Raw genomic sequence first — 17598 nt, 5'->3', positions numbered from 1 at the left:
TGAATGTAGTACAACATCAGTTAAACGTCCCTCTTCAAGATGACCGGTACAGGAGATATATATGGCAAACCCACAGCTCATGCAAGAACTGGTGAAACAGAAGCTGGAGGCTTTCGAGCAACTGCAACCCGAATTTGAGGCAAGCTTTCCTTTCGTGCAGGACGTTCATGGATTGAAGCGTTTTTCCACGTTTCCTGTGTCCGACTCGGTGCGTTATCTCCACGCTCTGTGGGTATGTGAATGCAAAGATCGCTTGCTGAGCGTTTATAAGAATATTTCGAGGTACGAGGGCCGCGAGTGCCTGGAACTGCTGCGTGGCTGGCAGGAAGGAAATACTGCCGACGTGGTCGCATTTCTCAATCGCAAGCTGGATATGCTGCCTTTTGCCGACCTCACACGCCGCATACACGAAGCGCAGCAGGGCGGAGAGAGTGGGTTAGCCCAGCGCCTGATTCATGGCCGGCGAGTCCTGCTCAATCGAGGCATGAATCTGATGCAGGCGCTGGATGCCATCTTTGCCCCGTCAGAGGATGAACTGATTCGCGAGGTGCAGGCGGCTTGCGCACAGTATGGGCATCGTCCCGAACAGATCGAGCAACAACTGGCCGCAATGGAAGGACTGCTCTATAGCTACGTACCGCATCAATCGCTGTCCCAGCGCAATATGGTTCTGATGAACAAAATGGGTGTACAGGTCACATCCAAACCGGCTGATCGCCCAGGCGAACGTTCCTGGCGCGTGCTTGAGCCAACAGTACCGCCGGGGCCTTATGCCCAGCATATTATAGAGGGCTATCTCGAATTAACCTCACCCTTTTTCAATAACATCAAGAATGATCGTTTCGTCGATCTTCCTGAACCGGGAGAGAACGTCGAGGTACAGCGTGATGTACAAATGGAATAGCATTACGCTCTATTGTGGCTTTTAGATCGGTTCGTATGTTTCAGCTATCCGGCTTTCGGTGATCTTCCAGAGTCCATTGGTTATAAACTGTGTGAAATAATCAGCACTGCGATGGGCCTCGAGCGCATCTTGATCTTTATATTGTTCATACAGGAAGAAACGGCGTGGGTCATTCGGCGAGCGATGAACGATATACAAGACATTCCCAGGCTCTTTGTGGGTATGCTCGGTCATTTTGTGGAAGAGGTCAAGCGCCTCGGCCTCGTGCCCTGGCTGGATGATATAGGTTACGGCAAGACAGATCATGGTATTTGTTCTCCTTGAGTTGAAAAATCCTTCGATACTAGCAAATCATAAATTCCAGGGTGGGCGCAAGAGACTTTGATACCGGTGACAAAATCTGAACTATCGGGTATACTTATATTGCCGGCATTGGTATGGGGGTTACCGACTCGCGGATGTACTTGCTTCTTTTTGGGTGCTATTTGACGTTCATTCTGGCCGAGTCAACCAGGGTAACTACATGGCTGGTCTGTAGTGTTCAGTTTTGTTCATGCCAGTTTGTTCGCGCTTCCGTTCGTCTGATTGTTGCCATAACAAAGAAAGGACTCAGATTATGAAACGTTGCCTTCCTCGTCTCGTTGGCTCAATTGGATTCTTCCTGGTTTCAGCTTTTCTCCTGGTTTTGCTTCCATTTGCCAATCCCCTCATCGCAAGTGCTTACGGTCCTGACGGAGCGGGAAATGGCGGGGCCGTTAGCCACGGGAAAAGCCCGACACGTCCTGCTGTTGGAGCCAGTTTCTCCACTGATGTAAAAGGTACACATTATATTTACGTCAATAATGGTTCTACACCCAACAGCGTGAGTGGCTACAAGCTGACAAAAAAAGGTTTAACACCTTTGCCAGGCTCTCCATATGCCACTGGAGGAACAGGTGGCGGGTCTGGCTATGGTGGGAACCAGATAGCTATTTCACCGGATCATAAATGTGTCTTCGCCAGCGACGATGGCAGCGGCACCTTCAACTCGTTCCTGATTAACTCTGATGGTTCGCTGACATTAGTGACACATGCCACAGTCGAAGCAGCTAATGTCCAGGGCATTGCCGCCTCTCCCAAAGGAGGTGTCGTCTTTGTCGTTATGTTCAACGGCTACTCAAGCGGCCCGGTAGATAGTTTCAGTGTAAACTCTGGCTGTGCTATGACCGAGGCACAACACGCGGACATTAACAATGCCATGGGTAGCGTTGTTGTTTCACCCGATGGAACTGAACTCTTCGTCAGTTCTTATATTGGTGGGTTCATCAATACCTATTCGATTTCCGGCACCTCATTTACCCTGCAACATACGAATTCCGCTAACCCACCTTCTCCTGGCGGTCTGGCTGTAAACGGAACAACACTTTTCGCTGGCAATGCCGGTCCTACTGAAACTGATGCGTACACGTACAATTCTAGCGGCGTGCTCACCGCGCTTCCTGGCAGCCCTGCGTCAGATCCTCAAGGCTCCAATTCAGCACAGGTCTGGTACGATAGCAAAGATAACCAGTTGGTTTGCTCGGAGCAGAACTCAAACAGTTTTGGGCTGTACGCTGTCAAGAATGGTACATATACGTTCCTGGCTCATTTTGCCGGAACGGGAGTTGAACCTACTGCTATGGTCCAGATCGGTAGAACGCTGATAGTCACTAATGATGGCTCAGGTAGCATGAGTGTGTACAAGATAAAGCCTGGCAAGCTGATTTTCAAAAAGATGGTACCGTTGCCGGTCGCTGGTAGCCCAAATGGGATAGCAGGGTTCTAAAGCGCTCTGGCTGCTTAAATTAAAGGGAAAGCAGTTTCAAAAAGCGTCTGTATTCTCCAAAAGACTTTCGCATTTCATCAACCTGCTAGCCCGCTTTTCGAAAACGCAGCCATTACCAGCGTCCTACCCTAATGGTTTATCAGGGGCTGCTTCTATCCGCTGGCTAAAGCACAGCGGATAGAAGCAGCCTCGCTTCGCTTGAGCAAACGTTCTACATGTGGTATCATCTAAGTAGTACCTTTGTGTTATTCCAGTAGACGTGGGCCGTACCTATTGCTTATAGGTCTGGCGGAGTCGTCTGGATACGTCTTGTGCTTCCCAGTGGTTTCTAGGAGGGTCATCATGCCAACTCGCGCAGAGATTTTGGGCACACTTGCAGCATCGCAGACGCAGGTGATGGAGTTTTTTCAAGGGCTGAGCCCGGACGACCTGGAGCGCCCGGCAACGGCGAGTGAAGTTCCTGGAGCAGTTCCGTGGTGTGCTAAGGATCATTTTGCTCACCTGGTAAAAAGCGAGCGCAACATCCAGCAATTGCTGCGCCGTACACTCGCCGGTGAGACTCGAGACGTTCTCTTACGCTCTCAATACCCGCCGGAAGCAATACCGGCCATCCTGGGCGATCTGAGCGCTCTGACCCCAGAGGAGGAGGAGCGGCTGGGGATGGCCATCGCCAGAATCAATCAAACCTACGTGAACGCGCATCATGGCGACAGTATGGAGATGCTGGTAGCGGATTTCCTGGCGGCGCGGCAGGAAACATTGGACCTCCTACAACAATTCACCGATGATCAGCTGGCCACTCCAGTGCCCACTGTTATAGGTGAGCAGTCCGCCGGCGACTTGTTTGCCGGAAGAGCCGGGCATGCGGCTGAGCACATTACCTCGATTGAGGAAGGATTTCGTCAAAGAGCAGGGGGCGCCTCGAAATAGAGCAAATTGCTCTAAGTCCTAAAATAGGTGTTACCTGAGAGTTAGCTCTTCATGGATTAGAAAGGAAACCAGCATGAAATTTCTTCTCACGTCTGGCGGCATCACCAATGACAGCATTCGCAACGCTCTGGTTGATCTGCTGGGGAAAGCCATTGCCGAGTCCAGCGCCCTGTACATTCCTACCGCGCTGTACGCCAACCCCAATGGTCCGGCCATGGCCGCCAGGCTGATCCGCGGAGAGACCAAGACCGCTCCATTCCCTGACGGATTCACCTCCATGTGCGAAGTGGGGTGGAAGTCGTTGGGAGTGCTGGAGCTGACTGCGCTGCCCAGTATCAATGAAGAGCGTTGGCTCCCGTTGGTTCAAGAGACGGACGCTCTGCTGGTGGAAGGCGGCGACCCCCTGTATCTGTGCTACTGGATGCGGCAATCCGGACTGGCCGACCTCTTGCCGGAGCTTGGGCGCGAGACGGTCTATGTGGGACTGAGCGCCGGGAGCATGGTGGTCACCCCCTACTTCGGAGAGACCTACGATGGCTGGTTCTGTCGCGAGCCTCCGGCAAGGAATCTGCCCGCAGGCGACGATCGAGCGCTGGGACTGGTTGATTTTTCGGTGTTTCCGCACCTGGATTACCCCTCTTTTCCGGAGAATTCCCTGCCCAACGCAGAAAGATGGGCCGCCAGGGGGCCGGTGCCGACATACGCGATTGACGATCAGACCGCCATCGTCGTTCTCGATGGCGAAGTCTCAGTTGTCTCCGAGGGCCATTGGAAACGCTTTACGCCCTAATGGGGTGTTTCAGCCCAGTTCTTTTTGAGATGTGAATGCAAGCTCATCCCTTTAGTCTATCAGGTGAGATCATCTCTGTGATTAACAAAACGCGCTCTAAGATGTTGACGGAAGGAGTAGTATAGCTGTGTCGATCAACATTGATTGATACAGCTATACCTGTTGGCCAGGCGCTGATTTTGTTTCGCAACAAGGGGGATTGACTATGAAAGGCGCACACTTCCTTCGTTACCTGCTATTTGTCCTGCTATCCTGCTTTCTCCTCACCTTATCACCCATTGTCTCCGCTCACACCATACCAACTATGCCAGGAAAAATCAGGGAATACCCGATTCCGGGTGGAAATGGCCCCAATGGAATCGTTTTCGGCCCGGATGGCAACTTCTGGGTGGTAGAGACAGATGGAAATACAATTGATAGGATCACACCAGGTATCAAAGTGACACACTTCCCGATTCCTACCTCCCAGAGTATTCCGGCTGAAATAACCGTCGGCCCGGATGGCAATCTCTGGTTTACTGAGGAAATCGGCAACAAAATTGGGCGCATTACCCCTCAAGGGGTGATCACTGAATTTCCTGTTCCAACGGCTAATGGCTGGCCTGCTGGAATTACTTTGGGACCCGATGACAACCTCTGGTTTACTGAATATAACGCGGGTAAGATTGGCAAGATTACTCCTGGTGGGCAAATTACAGAATATGCCCTCGCGGATTCTCAATCTGTTCCATGGGGTATCGTTTCCGGCCCTGATGGCAACCTCTGGTTTACAGAGGCGAACGATAACAAAATTGGACGGATTTCCCCTGACGGGCAGATTACTGAATTTCCGGTCCCTACATCTAACAGCTATCCTTTTGGAATCACCAGTGATGCTAATGATCATCTCTGGTTCACTGAACGAGAAGCAGGTAAGATTGGGCGCATTAGCATCACTGGTAAGATCGCCGAATACCCACTTCCGAAGGCCTCGAGTCAACCATCAGGGATCACTCTGGGTCCTGATGGGAATATCTGGTTCACAGAGGTAATAGGGAATCAGATTGGGCGCATTACTCCGCATGGGATAATCACTGAATACCTGATTCCATCTGACCCCAGTGTCGCGCAGGATATCACGCCTGGTCCACATGGGAAACTGTGGTTCACGGAAGACTATACCAATGATATCGCGAATATCACCGGCCGGTGATATTCGCGAGTTGTATCCAGGGCAGCGTAAATTGAAATGACTCTATTGAATGTTTTTTCATGATGGAGTCGAAGCCGGCCCCGGCGGCGGATTGGTCGGCAGCACCATAGGTGGACGCGGCGACTGGCTAAAGTCGAAGTCTGCCAGCAGGTTGCCGAGGATAGAGGCGTCTTCGCGCACGTCGGGGCGTGGGTCGGGACGACCATCGGTCTTGGGATCGAGGCGCTGGCTGTTCAGGAAATCATCCTCGATGAACTTCAGGTAGGCGTCGAAGCTGAGCGTCTGGTGATCGATGTAGCCCTTTTTGGCGTAAGGACTGATCACGATACCGGGAACGCGCAATCCATATCCATTCTGATCGACCTTCGGCGGCACAACGTGATCGTAGAAGCCGCCCCAGTCGTCCCAGGCCAGGAAGATGGCCGTACTGCTCCAGTCTGGTCCTTGCATGATGGCATTGATCAGGCCGGTCACGTAGGCCTGGCCGACGCTTACTAAGGCAGGTGGATGCTCGCTCTCCTTGCCATCCGGCGTGATCCACGAAACGGCGGGAAGCGTGCCGTTTTTGGCCGCCGTGTAGAAATTGTTCACGGACTGGATATTGTTCAGCTGCCCATCTTGCTTGACAGTATCAAAATTGGGCAAGGGATTCCAGATGCCCGGAGTTTTCGGCCCCTGCTTCACGGGAGCGCATGATGCCGCGTCATCGTCACAGTCAGGCTGGGTGCCTGGCGCGACGTAATAGGCCCAACTGATATGGTTTTTATAGAGCAAGTAGGTGAGGTCGGTCCAGGCGTAATCTGCCTGGTAGGCGTTGGCTTGCTTGAGGCTCACGGGTCCTTTGATGTTATTCACACAACTCTGCGGGTCTCCCGGTTTGCTACAATAGGCCGACCAGGCTGAAACCATGAACAGGTGCGAGGGCAAGCTCCAGGAAGCGTCCGGCTCGAACATATGATCCTGCAATACGAAATTTTCAGCATAGGTCCAGTAGTTGGGAATTTCACGCGCATCGTGATAGCCCATTACATCGGTCTGGCCATTGCCACTGCACGCGGGATTATCCGGGGTGTTACAACTGCCTTTTCCTTTTTCAGCCTGCGCAATGAAACCATCCATCTTGCCATTGTCTATGTCTGCGGCTGCATTTACCGCGCCATGCGGCCCCCCATGATTCAGGTCCTGCGAATCATGGTATGGCTTGACACATTGATGCGTCAGAGGGTCATTGACACAGACGGTAGGCACGCCATTCTGCATGGGAATGCCATCGGCTCCAGGGAATGTGCCAAAGTAGCTGTCAAATGAACGATTCTCCTGCATGATTACAACGACATGTTGGATCTTGTGAATATCGCCATTGCTATTCTGACTTGTAGTAGAGGAGCCGCTACAAGCTGCCAGCGTTGTTGTGGCAATAAGAAATGCCGCGACAATCGAAAAAAGCTTCTTTGAATCTCCAGCTATCTTCTCTTTGAAAAATTGCATGTCTCTCCTTCCTGGCCGGTCCAATTTGATTTGCATAGAATGCTGCATGACCATGTTTGACGAAGAAGCTTACCCTGAAGGAAGCTCTCTGTACATATACTAGCGAAAACAACTCAAGGAAGGTTCAAGAAACCATAAGAATCTGATAAGAATTGCTCGCCTGATGGATATCGTTCAGGAAGTCGCAACGTATTTTGTGGTACTATAGTTGGGAATATGTTTGCTGCTGTAGGGACAGCGCCTTGTGCCTGTCCTGCAACCCTAATGAGGACAGGCACAAGGCGCTGTCCCTACAGCAGCAGGTGAACAAAAAACGCTTTGCAGGCTGAAAGGAAAAAATCATGGACGAGCGCAGATCGTGGGTACTGGTTGCTGTATGGTTCGGTACCATCGCATTGTTGGGTTTGCTCAAACGCTCGCTTGAACGAAGACCGGGCTAAAGCCCGGCAGATAATCAATAGACGGAAAGCGAGTTAACTTTGGATAGGCAAGCAGGCTATATTCAAGTTATTCATGATCTCTATCCTGATTTGGAGATCGAGAAGGCGCATTTAAATCAAAATGGCCAGTTCAACGATATTCTGGTAATTAACGACAAAATTATCTTCCGTTTCCCAAAAACGATGCGTGAGGCGGGCAAGATGGTGACGGAATGCGCGGTTCTGTGGAGCTTACAGGGTCGTCTGCCATTGCCAATTCCCGATCCTATTTATCGTAGCGAGATGGGTGAAGCCATTGGCCATGTTTTTATGGGCTATCATATGCTGCCCGGGGTGCCGCTCTGGCCGCAAACATTGCACGCGATACACGATGAAACGCAGCTCCAGCACCTGGCAGATCAGCTGGCAACATTTCTCCGCGCCTTACACGCTACTCCTGCTGAGGCGCTAGAGGTGAAATTACCGGACTTTCGTGGTTGTGAGGAATGGCAGGAATTATACGAGCGATTTCGAGATAAGCTGTTCCGTTATATGCGACCTGGTGCGCGCGCCTGGACGACCCGGCATTTTGAAGAATTTTTGAGCGACCCGCACAATTGTGATTATACGCCCGCGTTCATTCACGGCGATTTTGGGCCGAGCAATATTCTCTATGATGCCGGTACAAGGAGTATCAGCGGGATTATTGATTTCAGTTCCGCGGGTTGGGGCGACCCCGCCACAGATTTTGCCGCTATTCTCTGCTCTGTTGGCTACGGCGAACAGTTTCTCAAACGCTTCTCTGCTACCTATTCTGGCATAGAGCAGGTGTTGCCGCGCGCGCGTTTCTATGCCGGAACGTTTGCCCTGCAAGAAGCCTTATATGGCCTGGAAGATGGCGACTGGCAGGCTTTTGAACGAGGCATAGCCCAATACCGCTAAGATATCCTTTTTCTCCCCGCCTACAGACCTACCGTAAACAGGACTCCAGACGCATCACATATTTATGCTTCTCGCTTATTCTTTACACAGTTACTGATTGAGGTAACAGTTAGATAACAAAAGAGTAAAGAAAGAGAGAAGAGAAGCAATATGAACACACAAATCATCCTCGAACCAGAGCAAAACCAGAAGGTAGCAAATGCAGTCGTTATGGATGTGCGCGATATCACCAAAAGCCTTCCACTTGGTCACGAGCGCATCGAAATTCTCAAGGGCATTAGTTTTTCGATTATGAGCGGTGAATTTGTCTCCATCGTCGGGCCGTCCGGTTCAGGCAAAAGCACACTGCTGGGCATCATTGCCGGATTGGATAATCCCACCACCGGCCAGGTGCTGGTTGATGGCGTCGATATCACTCGCATGAGTGAGGCCAAACTGGCGGTTGTGCGCAACGGCAAAATCGGCATGGTGTTCCAGGCATTCAACCTGATCCCGACGCTAACAGCGCAGGAAAATGTCGAAGTGCCTCTCTACGTTGGCAAGCATAAGGGTTCGCCTTCCGCGCGAGCGCAAGAGTTGCTGACCCTGGTTGGTCTCGCACACCGGCTCGATCATCGTCCCACTCAGCTTTCGGGTGGCGAACAGCAGCGTGTGGCGATTGCTCGCGCACTGGCAACCGACCCCGCGTTCGTCATCGCGGACGAGCCAACGGGCAACCTGGATGCGCGCAATGGCGAAAACGTCCTCAAACTCATCGCAGACCTGCGCGAAAAAACCGGCAAAACCTTTATCATCGCTACCCATGATCCGGTTGTGGCCTCGCATGCCGACCGCGCTATTCGTATCGTCGATGGCAGAATTGGCGAGATCGATCATTCCAACGGCAGAATCACGCAGTAGTTTCCGGTGCAATCTAAGGAAAGGAAGATACGACAATGAAAACTTCTATGTACTTCAACTATACTTCGCGTTCGCTGCTCCGTGGCGGGCAGCGGACAGTCCTGGCAATCTTCTGTGTAGCCGTCGGTGTGATGGCGATTGTCGCTCTACAGCTTGCAGGGTCTATGCTGCAAAACTCGCTTACTTCAAACACGCGCGATACGAATGGCGGCGATATTGCCGTCACTTCAACAGGTGTGCCGCTTAAGTCGAGCGACCTGTCTGTCTTTGCCCAGCTTGAGAGCAAGGGCACGATCACCAATTATACGGCGGTCACCACCGCGAGTGGCACGTTGAGCGCAACGGGATCGACACTCTCATCTTTTACAGTTGAAGCGGTTGATCCGAATAACTTTCCGGTCGTCTCAGAGCCAACATTTGTCACCCCGGGCAATGGGAACATCGCGAATCTGCTTACCAATGGCCGGGTCATCGTCACCCAGAACTTCCTTGATACCTATCATAAGCATGTAGGTGATAGCCTGAATGTATATACAAAATCGCTGGCCGGTTCGGGCGAGACGTTGCATGTAACCATTGATGGAGTCGTTGCCAACTCGGGCGTGTTTGCTCAGTCAAGCAATCTCGTCCTGGTTTCGCAGCATGATTATACAGCAGCTGCTCCCAATGTACCTGCAGCCTATAATGAAGTCTATGTAACGACGGTAGACCAGGCGCATACCGATGCGGCGGTTAAGGCGATCAACTCACAGTTGCCGCTGGTCTCTACGCAGACGGTTGCGGATGCTCTGAAGGCCCAGCAGACCTCAATCAATAATATCAACGAGTTTTTAGAGATTGCCGGTTTGCTGGCACTGCTGATCGGTGGCGTGGGTATCGTCAACACGATGCAGGTCTTACTCTCGCGGCGCAAGACCGAGATCGCCATGCTCAAGACTGCTGGCTATCGCAAGGTTGACCTTTACCTGCTCTTCGGGTTGGAAGCTGGTATGCTCGGCCTGATCGGTGGAGTCGTCGGCGCGGCAGCAGCTACCGGCGTCAGCTATATTGTACGCTCCTTGATGCAAAATCTTGGACTGGCAATCCCGTTCATCCTGAACCCCTGGACGGTCGCGGGTGGAGTCGCAATCGGCTTTCTCACAGCTCTGATCTTCGGCCTGATGCCGATAGTGCAGGCCGCCAACATTCGACCATTGAACGTGATACGCGAATTGCCGGAAAATAAGGGCGCGAGCAGCGTGATGCTGACGATTGGCCTGCTGGTCATCCTCTCGGTATTGTTCTGCGGGCTGGCCATCGTGATACTGAATAACAATGTAATGCTGGGTATTGGCGCGGTTTATGGAACATTCGCCTTCTTGCTGGTGCTGAGCGCATTCTTCGGACTGGTAGTCTTCATCGTCAGCAAGCTGCCGGTGCCGGAACGCTTCAATCTCAAGTCCCTGGCCCTGATCCTGGCCGGTGTAGTTGCATCGGCGCTGGTCTACCTGCTGCTTCCGGTCTTTGGCATCCTGATGTTCGCGGCTTCATTGATGGGCATTGCCGTTATATTGATGCCTCGCAGCTGGAAGGTTAGCACAAAGATGGCCCTGCGCAACATCGGACGGCAACGCACACGCACGACGACGACCATGGTGGCCCTGTTCATCGGTGTCTTCACAGTAGGCCTGGTGCTGGCGCTGGGGCAGGACTTGCAGGTGCAGATCAGCAATGCATTTACGCAAAACCTGACCTATAACGTCGTCACCCTGACCTCTGGAACAGATACTGCTACCCTGCAAAGCAAGATCAACACGGTGCCTGGTCTCTCGAAGACGCGCACGGATACCTATACGCAGATAGTGCCGGTTGCTATCAACGGACAACCCTTGCAGCAAATCCTGGGATATACGGGACATGATCGCCAGGAAGTGGTAAGTTTCCTGAGTTCGATGGAGGGATACAACCTGGCGCGGAACGTGCCCTCATTAACGATTGTACAGGGGCGCAACCTGAATGCGAGCGATGCGGGAACAAATAACATTGTGATTAGCGACCTGCTGACCAGCTCTGGCCCATTCGGGATGCACCTGAAGCCCGGCGACACGATCACGTTTGCCAGCGCAGACGGCAAAACGACCACTACCGCGACAGTTGTCGGTGTCTATGGTCGCACATCAGCCGGTTCGCAGGTTGGAAGCGTGCAGGTGGCAAACAGCACTGTACAGCATCTCAGCTCGGCAGGCGCCGGAATCACGACCATCACGTACATGAAGATCGACCCGGCGCAAGTGAACAAGGCGCTGAACACCCTTGGCACGATTGTTCCGAACGCTACCGTTCAGAACCTGGCCGATCTCGGAACCTATATCACGCAGATGCTCAATAACATTCTGGAGATGCTGGTCGCGATTGCCTCGCTCTCCTTGATTGCCGGCATCATCATCGTCGCGAATGCCGTCGCCCTGGCAATGCTGGAGCGCCGGCGCGAACTCGGTATCCTCAAATCAGTCGGCTATACCAGCAGCTCCGTCTTGAGCGAGGTGATGATTGAGAATGGTATTGTAGGTTCGATAGGCGCATTCATGGCCATGCTGCTGGCGACGGGCGCGATAGCTCTGCTCGGAAGCTTCCTGTTCAATCTGAAGTTGAGCACGACCCCCTGGATCATCGTCAGCTTGATAGCTGGCGCGGCAGTGCTCGCGATGGGCACAGCTGCCCTGGTAGCATGGGGTTCGGTACGGGTTCGCCCGCTTGAGGTGCTGCGTTACGAATAGGATGTCAATGAGAGATAAAGAGACCTCACACGACCATAGCACGTGAGGTCTCTTTATCTCTTATCAGGTATGTTATACTGAGGACTAAGGATATCTATCAGAAATCGAGGAAAACCATGCTGAAACGCTTCACACGGCCATTCCGCCAGTTACGTGGAAAACTGACGCTTTCATATACACTGACTTCAGTTGTGACGTTTCTGCTCATCGAGTTGACCTTCATCGGCATTGTATTCGGTTTTGTCAGTCTGAACGTCTTGACAATTGTTCTGAATAATCTCAAGCAGGAAACGCCGCAGGCCGCGCCTTATTTTGTGCATGCCTCGCCGGATCGTCAAGAACTGACAATATGGTTGCAAACAATCAGTCCCACCCTGACTAATCAAGGTCCTTTCAAAAATCCGCCTGATTTTCTTGCTGTCGTCGATACACATGGACAAACGTTAGCCTCGATTGGTACGCATGCGATTCCCGTTGGTACGCCGATCTCAGCGCAGCTATCTCCGCAAAGCCGTGCGAATCTGAATGCCGTGCTAAACGATGCAAAAGGCGCAACGAGTAAGATTCGCCAGGAGTCGGATGGAAAGTTGGTGGCGATAGCACCCATCGTAGGACGGAATGGTACATTGCAGGGTGCGCTTCTCATGAAGGTGGTCAAACCGGATATATTTCAGCTGGTTTCAGATCTCTTGTATCTCATCTTATTCACCGGTGGTGTTGTGACGATCATCGCGGCCATCGCCGGGTCGATCTTCGGTTATCTGACGGCACGCGGGCTTACCAGGCGGCTCAAAAGGCTCTCTGTCGCGGCGGACATGTGGGGGCGCGGTGATTTTTCCGCACTGGCACATGATACCTCTCAGGATGAATTGGGGCAAACCTCGCGGCAGCTCAATCGCATGGCCGAACAGTTGCAGAATTTGCTGCAGGCGCGACAAAAACTCGCCATGTTGGAAGAGCGCAATCGGCTGGCACGTGACCTGCATGATAGCGTCAAGCAGCAGGTGTTCGCCATCTCGATGCAGATAGGGGCGACGAAGGTCTTGCTCAGGCGCGATGTGAATGCTGCCGAGGCGCGCCTGAACGAAGCGGAAAAGCTGGTGAAGCAGGCGCAACAGGAATTAACCTTTCTCATTCGCGAACTACGACCCGTTGCGCTCGAAGGCAAAGGGCTGGTTGCCGCGCTGCGCGAACTGGCAACCGACTGGACAAAACAGACCGGCATCGTCGCTACCTTGCAAGTGCAGGGCGTCGAGGGTATGCAGAATGTCCAGGTTCTGCCGCTGGCTGTCGAGGAAGCATTGTTTCGTGTGGCTCAGGAAGCGCTATCCAATGTGGCCAGGCATAGCAATGCGACCCTGGTGCAAATGACGCTGACTATCGCTGATGAGAATGTGACTCTCGCAATTAGTGATAATGGTCAGGGGTTTGATACGACTCAGCATGGAAGTCTGGGTGTGGGCCTGCTTTCGATGCAAGAACGCATGAAGGCGCTTGGCGGAGAAGTACAGGTAGAAAGCATACCCGGAAAAGGAACACGTATCGTTGCGCTTTGCTGCTGGTCAGATGGCGCTACAAACGATCCTACGACTGAACCAGAGAGCAAAGATATGAAAAATCTCTCGCCCACGACGCTGGCTGTCTCGAAGTCTGATTTCAGCGCCCGAAGTGATCCGCGATAAACCTGCAGAAGCCAACAAATACTAAAGCTTTACTTGTTTCTCCAATCAACGCTGCCGCGGCTCCAATTGCCAGCCCTATGATGAGACCTGCTTTGCCCGCTGGATGGTGAATCAGCCGTGAAATATTGTCCATACGTGTAGCTCCTTTCCTTGTATAGAAATAAAGAGAACCAACTTCCCACTCTTTCTTTTACGAGTTTCTTGCCACGAAGGACTCACTGAAAAACCCGAAAAAACACTCCGTTTTTTTGTTACTTTCAACTAAACAATGCCGTTGAAACTCTGTAAGAAACATATAAATAAAAGTTTCTGTATGCGGACATTTTCTTTTGAAATTGGTACCATTTTCTTGTTACCGATGAGTTCGCTTTTCCGTTCTCTTTTGTTAAAGGGAAACTGATGTTTCCCGAAAATTTTTTACGTAAAATTCATACAAAAATGGATGGGGTGGGATGAAATCCATTACTCGAACTTATCAGCCAATTAATTCTTATGGCGTCATCGGAGATTGTCATTCTGTTGTACTGGTTGCCCCAGATGGTTCGGTAGATTGGGGTTGTTTGCCGGACTTCGATAGCCCTGCTATCTTCTGCAGGCTGCTGGATGCTGAAAGAGGGGGGTACTTCCAGATAGCTCCAAGCGACGCAGCGATACCGGGAACGCAACGCTACCTGCGGGGCAGTAATGTGCTACAAACTCGTTTTTCCAGCATACAAGGTGAGGTTGTCCTCACCGATTTTATGCCGGTTGAGACGTTGAGCGCGTGGCAGTTCCGGGAAATGAACAACAACACGTGGACGCGCGAAGATGGTTCTTGCCATTGCCTGGTGCGTATTGCCGAATGTACCCATGGCGAGATGTCTATCACTATGCGGCTCAAGGTCAGTCCTAACTATGCCGCCGCGCCCGGTGAAGTGTTCCTCTCACCCAATGGTACAGGAGCTGTCGTTTCCGGCGGTCAACAGCATGTCGGGCTGGCCATCATAGGTGCGCACCTGCTTCCTTCGTTCTCAATGTGTGTTGTACGTGAGGAAGACGAAATGCATCCCTCTGTCATTGTGCAAGTAAACTTGCGCGAGGGCGAGCGCCTGTTGTTTACGCTGGGCGTGGGTCGTACTGCTCAGGCGGCGCGACGCCTGGTCGAGGTTGAACTGCTCCAGCGCAACTTCGATGCCGAACTCGCTCAAACGCTGCATTGCTGGCGCAAATGGTTGCAAGGGCTAGCCTACCATGGCCCCTACGCAGAGATGGTGGAGCGCAGCGCTCTCGTACTCAAGATGATGACCTATGCTCCTACCGGGGCCATTGTCGCCGCGCCGACTACCTCGCTGCCGGAGGGCCTTAAAGGGGGACGCAATTGGGATTATCGCTTTACGTGGCTGCGTGATGCGACTTTCACCCTCTACGCGCTCAATGTACTTGGCTTCACCGAGGAGGCACATGCCTTTACACACTGGCTGCGTCGTCTTTCGTACTCAAATGGCGAAGATTTGCAGATCATGTATGGCATTCGTGGCGAGCGTGAGCTGGCTGAGCGTGAATTGACGCACCTGAGTGGTTATCGCGATATCGGGCCGGTGCGTGTAGGCAATGGCGCAGCCGGGCAGAAGCAACTGGATGTTTTCGGCGAGGTCCTCGATTGTATTCACCTCTACAGGCGTCAAGGTTGCTTTGAGCGTTATGGAGAGAGGCTCGAAGGTCCGTTATGGGCGATGATGCGTATGCTGGTCGAGCATGTATGTGCCCACTGGCATGAAACCGATAGCGGCATCTGGGAGATTCGCGGCGGCCCGCAGCATTTTGTCTATTCCAAAGTCATGTGCTGGGTCGCGCTTGATCGCGGCATACGGGCGGCGGAACAATTGCACCTGGAAGCCGATTTGCCCAGGTGGAGACAGGTGCGCGATCAAATCCGTGCTAATATTCTCACTCATGGGTACAATACGCAAATAGGCGCATTTACGCAATCCTACAATAGCACGGCACTGGATGCCTCGAATTTGCTGCTGCCACTGGTTGGTTTTATCGCGCCCGATGATCCACGCATGCGCTCAACCGTTGACCGCATTATGGAGCAGTTGACCGATGAGCATGGCTTTGTGTATCGCTATCTTGCCGATGATGGGTTAGAAGGCCACGAAGGTACGTTTACGATCTGTACGTTCTGGCTGGTCGATAACCTGGCAATGCAGGGACGCATCAGCGAGGCAAGGTCGCTCTTTGAGCGGCTGTTGAAACATGCTGGTCGCCTGGGGCTGTTCTCTGAGGAAATCGACTCCGAACATGATATCGCGCTGGGGAACTACCCGCAGGCATTCACGCATATTGCCCTGATTAACAGCGCCCTGAATCTGAAAAAGGCCGAAATGCGTCTTGGCGAACATCATACCGACCCGGTTATCGCCGCCATCAAGTTGCACGATGGAAAGGTGTAGGGACAGCGCCTTGTCCTTTCACACTGCCCCAACGGGCGCCCTGCCTCGCCGGATAGGGCGCCCGATTTTTCATTGAAAGAACGTATCTCTTTCTTCCCTCATATGAGATAATACGAGAAAACAGATCGCAAGAAGAAAGAGTGCATTGTGTCATCACCTGTACACTATCCCACCGCCAGCCTGAAACCACGCCGCGAGGAGAGCCTGCTCAATGGGCACCTCTGGATCTTCTCCGGCGCATTGCAGCAGCCGCCTCATTGGATCGAGCCTGGTGGATTGGTTGATGTCAAATCGGCCACGGGAGATTTCGTGGCCCGTGGCTACTATAACCCCAACACGGATATTGCCATACGCATACTCACACGCGACATCGAGCAGGCTATCGATGATGAATTTATGCGCAGGCGCATTCGCAGCGCGGCAGCATTGAGGAAGGTATTTGATCCCGATAAAACCAATGCCTACCGGTTGGTAAACGCCGAAGGAGACGGTTTACCGGGATTGATCGTTGACCGCTTTGCCGAGGTGCTGGTCGTCCAGATTCATACGCTGGGTATGGAGCGATTGCGTCCGCTGGTTATCGATGCGCTGCTGGAAGAGGTACGAACGCGTGGAATCCTGATGCGCAATGATAGTCAATCTCGCCGGCGCGAGGGGCTGGAAGTAGAGGAGCCACGTGTTGTCTACGGTGGCGTACCCACGCAGGTAGCTGTGCGCGAAAATGGCGTATTGTTCCTGGTGGACCCGTGGGAGGGGCAGAAGACAGGCTTTTTTCTCGATCAACGTGATAAACGCGAAGCCTTGCGCAAATACGCGGCTCGCGCTGATCGCATATTGAACTGTTTCAGCTATACGGGCGGTTTCTCCGTTTATGCTGCTCTTAGCAATAGCAAAGCCCGTGTTACCAGCGTGGACATCTCGGCCCCGGCGATTGAAGCGGCGCGCGAGCAATTCATCCTCAACGGCATCGAGCCAAACGCACATCTATTTCTTATAGCCGATGTTTTTGATTACCTGGAGCAGGCGCACAAGGACGGGGAATTGTTTGATGTGGTGGTACTCGATCCACCTGCCTTCGCTAAAACCCGGGACGCCCGAGCGCAGGCCTTGAAGGCATATCGTCGCCTGAATACCCTGGGCATGCAGGTCTTGCGGCACGATGGTATTCTGTTGACCTGTTCCTGTTCGGGCTTCGTAGGAATGGATGACCTGCTGGGTGCGCTTTCGCAGGCCGCACAGCGCCTGCAACGTCCGGTGCAATTGCTGGAAACCTATACCCATGGCGTTGATCATCCCATTCACCTGGCAATGCCCGAAACTTCGTATTTAAAGGCTGTATTTTGCCGGGTAGGGTAG

At 52.6% G+C, this 17598-nt stretch carries 14 protein-coding genes; 11 read left to right on the top strand and 3 right to left on the bottom strand.

Going from position 1 to position 17598, the window contains the following annotated elements; genetic code table 11:
* Window positions 1-61 precede the first annotated feature (61 nt).
* The gene (locus VFA09_04885) at window positions 62-904 is read left to right on the top strand and encodes a hypothetical protein (GenBank protein HZU66595.1); all 843 of its coding nucleotides are present in this window, start codon (window positions 62-64) and stop codon (window positions 902-904) included.
* Between the two features lie 21 nt (window positions 905-925).
* Here VFA09_04885 and VFA09_04880 read toward each other — a convergent pair whose 3' ends face one another.
* Entirely contained in the window at window positions 926-1210 is a 285-nt protein-coding gene (locus tag VFA09_04880; GenBank protein ID HZU66594.1) for a putative quinol monooxygenase, read from the bottom strand.
* 310 nt (window positions 1211-1520) lie between these two features.
* Here VFA09_04880 and VFA09_04875 point away from each other — a divergent pair, with 310 nt between their 5' ends.
* The 4 genes from VFA09_04875 to VFA09_04860 all read left to right on the top strand — a co-directional run bounded on the left by VFA09_04875 (window position 1521) and on the right by VFA09_04860 (window position 5620).
* A complete protein-coding gene (locus VFA09_04875; GenBank protein HZU66593.1) occupies window positions 1521-2708 on the top strand; it encodes a beta-propeller fold lactonase family protein in 1188 nt (395 codons plus the stop codon).
* A 342-nt stretch (window positions 2709-3050) separates the two neighbouring features.
* Window positions 3051-3638, top strand: coding sequence for a DinB family protein (locus VFA09_04870; GenBank protein HZU66592.1), 588 nt, complete (start codon window positions 3051-3053; stop codon window positions 3636-3638).
* A gap of 73 nt (window positions 3639-3711) precedes the next feature.
* A complete protein-coding gene (locus VFA09_04865) occupies window positions 3712-4428 on the top strand; it encodes a Type 1 glutamine amidotransferase-like domain-containing protein (protein HZU66591.1) in 717 nt (238 codons plus the stop codon).
* A gap of 205 nt (window positions 4429-4633) precedes the next feature.
* Window positions 4634-5620, top strand: coding sequence for a Virginiamycin B lyase (locus tag VFA09_04860; protein ID HZU66590.1), 987 nt, complete (start codon window positions 4634-4636; stop codon window positions 5618-5620).
* Between the two features lie 57 nt (window positions 5621-5677).
* On the opposite strand, the gene VFA09_04855 is transcribed toward VFA09_04860, so the two are convergent.
* Window positions 5678-7108 carry an alkaline phosphatase family protein gene (locus tag VFA09_04855; GenBank protein ID HZU66589.1) on the bottom strand — a complete coding sequence of 477 codons (1431 nt, stop codon included), beginning with the start codon at window positions 7106-7108 and terminating at the stop codon, window positions 5678-5680.
* 479 nt (window positions 7109-7587) lie between these two features.
* Here VFA09_04855 and VFA09_04850 point away from each other — a divergent pair, with 479 nt between their 5' ends.
* The 4 genes from VFA09_04850 (at window position 7588) to VFA09_04835 (ending at window position 13807) form a co-directional block, all read left to right on the top strand.
* Complete coding sequence (locus VFA09_04850) at window positions 7588-8469, top strand: aminoglycoside phosphotransferase family protein (protein HZU66588.1); 882 nt, start codon at window positions 7588-7590, stop codon at window positions 8467-8469.
* A 150-nt stretch (window positions 8470-8619) separates the two neighbouring features.
* Window positions 8620-9369 carry an ABC transporter ATP-binding protein gene (locus VFA09_04845; GenBank protein HZU66587.1) on the top strand — a complete coding sequence of 250 codons (750 nt, stop codon included), beginning with the start codon at window positions 8620-8622 and terminating at the stop codon, window positions 9367-9369.
* 35 nt (window positions 9370-9404) lie between these two features.
* Window positions 9405-12125: an FtsX-like permease family protein gene (locus VFA09_04840; GenBank protein HZU66586.1), complete on the top strand. Its 2721-nt coding sequence runs from the start codon at window positions 9405-9407 to the stop codon at window positions 12123-12125.
* A 116-nt stretch (window positions 12126-12241) separates the two neighbouring features.
* Window positions 12242-13807 (top strand): sensor histidine kinase, encoded by a 1566-nt coding sequence (locus tag VFA09_04835; GenBank protein HZU66585.1) that lies wholly within the window; start codon window positions 12242-12244, stop codon window positions 13805-13807.
* On the opposite strand, the gene VFA09_04830 is transcribed toward VFA09_04835, so the two are convergent.
* Window positions 13782-13940 carry a hypothetical protein gene (locus VFA09_04830; GenBank protein HZU66584.1) on the bottom strand — a complete coding sequence of 53 codons (159 nt, stop codon included), beginning with the start codon at window positions 13938-13940 and terminating at the stop codon, window positions 13782-13784. The two genes, VFA09_04835 and VFA09_04830, sit on opposite strands and share 26 nt — an antisense overlap.
* 319 nt (window positions 13941-14259) lie before the next feature.
* Between VFA09_04830 and VFA09_04825 the strand changes: the two genes are divergently transcribed.
* On the top strand, window positions 14260-16242 hold the full coding sequence (locus tag VFA09_04825) for a glycoside hydrolase family 15 protein (GenBank protein HZU66583.1): 1983 nt from the start codon (window positions 14260-14262) through the stop codon (window positions 16240-16242).
* 147 nt (window positions 16243-16389) lie between these two features.
* Window positions 16390-17598: a class I SAM-dependent rRNA methyltransferase gene (locus VFA09_04820; GenBank protein ID HZU66582.1), complete on the top strand. Its 1209-nt coding sequence runs from the start codon at window positions 16390-16392 to the stop codon at window positions 17596-17598.

It is taken from the genome of Ktedonobacteraceae bacterium, from assembly GCA_035653615.1.
Taxonomy (GTDB): domain Bacteria; phylum Chloroflexota; class Ktedonobacteria; order Ktedonobacterales; family Ktedonobacteraceae; genus DASRBN01.
This window is presented reverse-complemented; position numbering and strand designations above follow the sequence as displayed.